Raw genomic sequence first — 3,257 nt, 5'->3', positions numbered from 1 at the left:
TACAAGAAGAACTTTGCGGAGGCCTATCCGGGCGATAGCCTGGCCAATCTGAACCCCTGGCCGGCCGAGGCGCCTTGGTATGCGGATGTGCGGACCGAGTTCGTCAACAAGTTCAAGAGCGCTTAAGCGCCGGGCTTGAGCATCAGGCCCCCGGAGCCAGCTCCGGGGGCCGTTCCGCGCAGTGGCGCGCAATCATATACGAACGGAAAACAGGAAGCAGGCCTTGCGGGGCCGGCGGTGCGCCGCCGGATAGGGGACCTGCGCCCTGGGGAGAAGCCAAATGAGTGCTGGGGTCGGCGTTGATCTCGAAAACCTGTGGATCCGCTTTGGCGATTTTGTCGCCGTGCGCGATGCCAATGTGAACATCAATGGAGGGGATTTCTTCTCCTTCCTGGGGCCTTCGGGCTGCGGCAAGACAACCATCCTGCGCGCGGTCTCGGGCTTTCTGGAGCCAAGCGACGGCCGGGTGCTGATCGGCGGCAACGACATGAAGGGGATCGGGCCGAACAAGCGCCCGACCGCACTGATCTTCCAGAACCTGGCGCTGTTCCCGCTGATGAAGATCTGGGAGAACATCACTTTTTCGATGGAAATCAGGGGCGCCTCGGCCAAGGAGCGCCGGAAGCGCGCCGATGAGCTTTTGGACATGATCGCGCTGCCGGGGCAGGGCGACAAGCTGCCCTCGGAACTGTCGGGCGGCCAGCGCCAGCGGGTGGCGATTGCGCGGGCGCTCTGTGCGGAACCCGATGTGCTCTTGCTGGATGAGCCCTTGTCGGCGCTCGATCTGAAGCTGCGCCAGCACATGCGCACAGAGCTCAGGGAGATCCAGCAGCGGGTCGGCATCACCTTCATCTACATCACCCACGACCAGGGCGAGGCGCTGACCATGTCCGACAATATCGCGGTGATGAAGGCGGGCGTGATTGACCAGATCGCCGATGGCAAGACCATCTACAACGACCCCTCGACCGCCTTTGCCGCCTCTTTTGTCGGCGAAAACAACGTCTTCCGCGGCAAGGTCAAACGCGTCATGGGCAATGAGGCGCTGATCGCCACCAACCGTTCGGGCGAGCTGGTGGCGCGGATTTCCAGTGCCAACCAGGGCCGCATGAAAGAGGGCGACGAGGCGATGATGTTCATCCGCCCCGAGGCCTTTGCGCTGGCGCCTGAGGGCGCCTCCGGCGACCATTTCGTGACCGCGCGCGTCAACCACGAGGAGTTCGAGGGCAATGTCTTCAACATCTTCATGGAAGGCGAGGGCGGCAAGGAGCTGAAGGTCTCGATCCCCAATCTGGGCCAGTCGTTTGACGACCACACCGGCCAGAACATCACCCTGGAATACGAGACGCAGAATGCGGTCTGTGTTCCCGCCGGTGAGCTGGCCGCGGAATAAGGAGGCCAAGCCATGCCAAGCTTCCTGAGGGAGTTTTTCAAACGCAACGGCACCGGCATGGGCAGCCTGATGCTGGGGCTGGTCCTCTTTTGGACCATCGGCCTCATCATCCTGCCGCAGCTGTCGATGCTCGACTTCTCGTTCCGTCCCAACCTGCCGCCGCCGGAGATCGGCGGGCCCAAGGACGTCTACACGCTGGAGAATTACAAATACCTGATCTACGGGCCGGAAGGCGGCAGCCAGGACTATAACGCGGTCGACCTCAAGGTGTTCTTCCGCACCCTGGTGGCAGCCGTCTGCGTCACCATCTTCAACCTGATCCTGTGCTATCCGATCGCCTATTACCTGGCCCAGACCAAGGGCAATCACATCCGCATCTTCGCGCTGATGCTGATCATCCCCTACTGGATCAACGAGATCCTGCGGGCGTTTGCGCTGCGGATCATCTTCGGTGAGACCGGGGTCCTCAATAACATGTTTGTCGGCCTGGGGATCTTCGACACGCCCTTCGACTTCATCCGCAATGACATCGCGCTTTATGCGGGGCTGGGGTACGCCTACATCCTGCTGATGATCTTCCCGATCTACAATGTGATCGAGAGCCTGGACCGCAACCAGATCGAGGCGGCGCGCGACATGGGCGCCAGCTGGCCGATGATCCACCGCCGGGTGGTCATTCCCTACGCCAAGCCGGGGATCTCCTCGGGCTGCACCATGGTGTTCATGCTGTCGGCAGGCGCGCTGGCGGCGCCGCAGATCCTGGGCGGGCCGTCCTCCCTGTGGTTCACCCAGCTGATCTATCAGCAGTTCAATGACAACTCCGACTGGCCGCAGGGCGCGGCCTATGCGGTGGTGCTGCTGGTCACCTGTATCCTCTTGGTGCTGGCCGTCATGCGCCTGTTCAAGGTCAACATGGGGGATATCGGCAAATGAAGTCCTTCTCTTTCATGCGCCTGAGCCTCTGGGTTTACCTGGGCATTTTCTTTGCCTATCTGCTCGGGCCCTTGGTGATCATGTCGGCCACCGCCTTCAACTCGCCCTCCTTCCCGCGGATGACCCCCTGGGAGTGCCTGACCTTCGAGTGGTTCTCGGCCCTGTTCCGCGACGAGCGGATCCTCAACGGCATCTGGAACTCGATCCTGGTCGGCGCGGGCACGGTGGTCTTGTCGGTGGCGATGGGCCTGGCGGGCGCGCTGATGCTGACCCAGATCTGGCCCAAGCTGCGCGCCACCTATTACACCATCATCATCGCGCCGATCCTCATTCCCGGCGTGGTCCTGGGGATCTCGACCCTGGTGTTCTGGGACCGGATCAACCGGATGCTGGGCCTGGGGGCGGACAGCTGGCTGTCGAACGGTCTGTTCCTGACCATCATCGGCCAGTCCACCTTCATCGCCAGCTACTGCATGCTGGTGCTGGTGGCGCGCCTGCAGCGCTATGACATCGCGCTGACGGAAGCGGCGCTGGACCTGGGGGCCACCCATGCCCAGGCGTTCCGCAAGGTGCTCTTGCCGTTCATGCGGCCTGCCATTGCTTCGGCTGCGGTGCTGGCGTTCCTGGCGTCGTTCGAGAACTACAACACCACCACCTTCACCTTCGGCGAATACCCGACGCTGACCATCGAGCTGGCGCAGAAGGTGCGTTACGGCATCACCCCCGCGATCTCGGCCCTGGCCTTTATCATCGTGGTGCTGACGGTGATTGCGGCGCTGTTCAACGAGGCCTCGATCCGCCGAAAGGAGCTGGTTGCAGCGGCGCGCAAGAAGGCCACGGTGGAAGAGCTGGAGAGCGGCAAGCTGCGGCTGCCCGGTTTCCTCAGCTCCAACGCGGCGGCGGTGGGCCTGGTGGTTGTCGCCTGCGCCAC

General features: G+C 62.7%; 3 protein-coding genes and 1 pseudogene. All 4 read left to right on the top strand.

Going from position 1 to position 3,257, the window contains the following annotated elements; all coding sequences use genetic code 11:
- A pseudogene (locus tag ACXAHG_RS23395) lies at positions 1 to 126 on the top strand (spermidine/putrescine ABC transporter substrate-binding protein); the annotation flags it as partial.
- Positions 127 to 280: 154 nt separating this feature from the next.
- Positions 281 to 1,393, top strand: a complete 1,113-nt coding sequence (locus ACXAHG_RS23390) for an ABC transporter ATP-binding protein (protein ID WP_475039281.1) — start codon at positions 281 to 283, stop codon at positions 1,391 to 1,393.
- A 12-nt stretch (positions 1,394 to 1,405) separates the two neighbouring features.
- Positions 1,406 to 2,326 carry an ABC transporter permease gene (locus ACXAHG_RS23385; RefSeq protein ID WP_475039279.1) on the top strand — a complete coding sequence of 307 codons (921 nt, stop codon included), beginning with the start codon at positions 1,406 to 1,408 and terminating at the stop codon, positions 2,324 to 2,326.
- On the top strand, positions 2,323 to 3,257 hold a 935-nt coding region (locus ACXAHG_RS23380), incomplete at its 3' end, for an ABC transporter permease (protein ID WP_475061204.1). The genes ACXAHG_RS23385 and ACXAHG_RS23380, both read left to right, overlap by 4 nt.

Source organism: Leisingera sp. ABD4_442, from assembly GCF_056160905.1.
The sequence above is the reverse complement of the archived record's forward strand: the minus strand, read 5'-3'. Positions and strand labels throughout refer to the sequence as shown.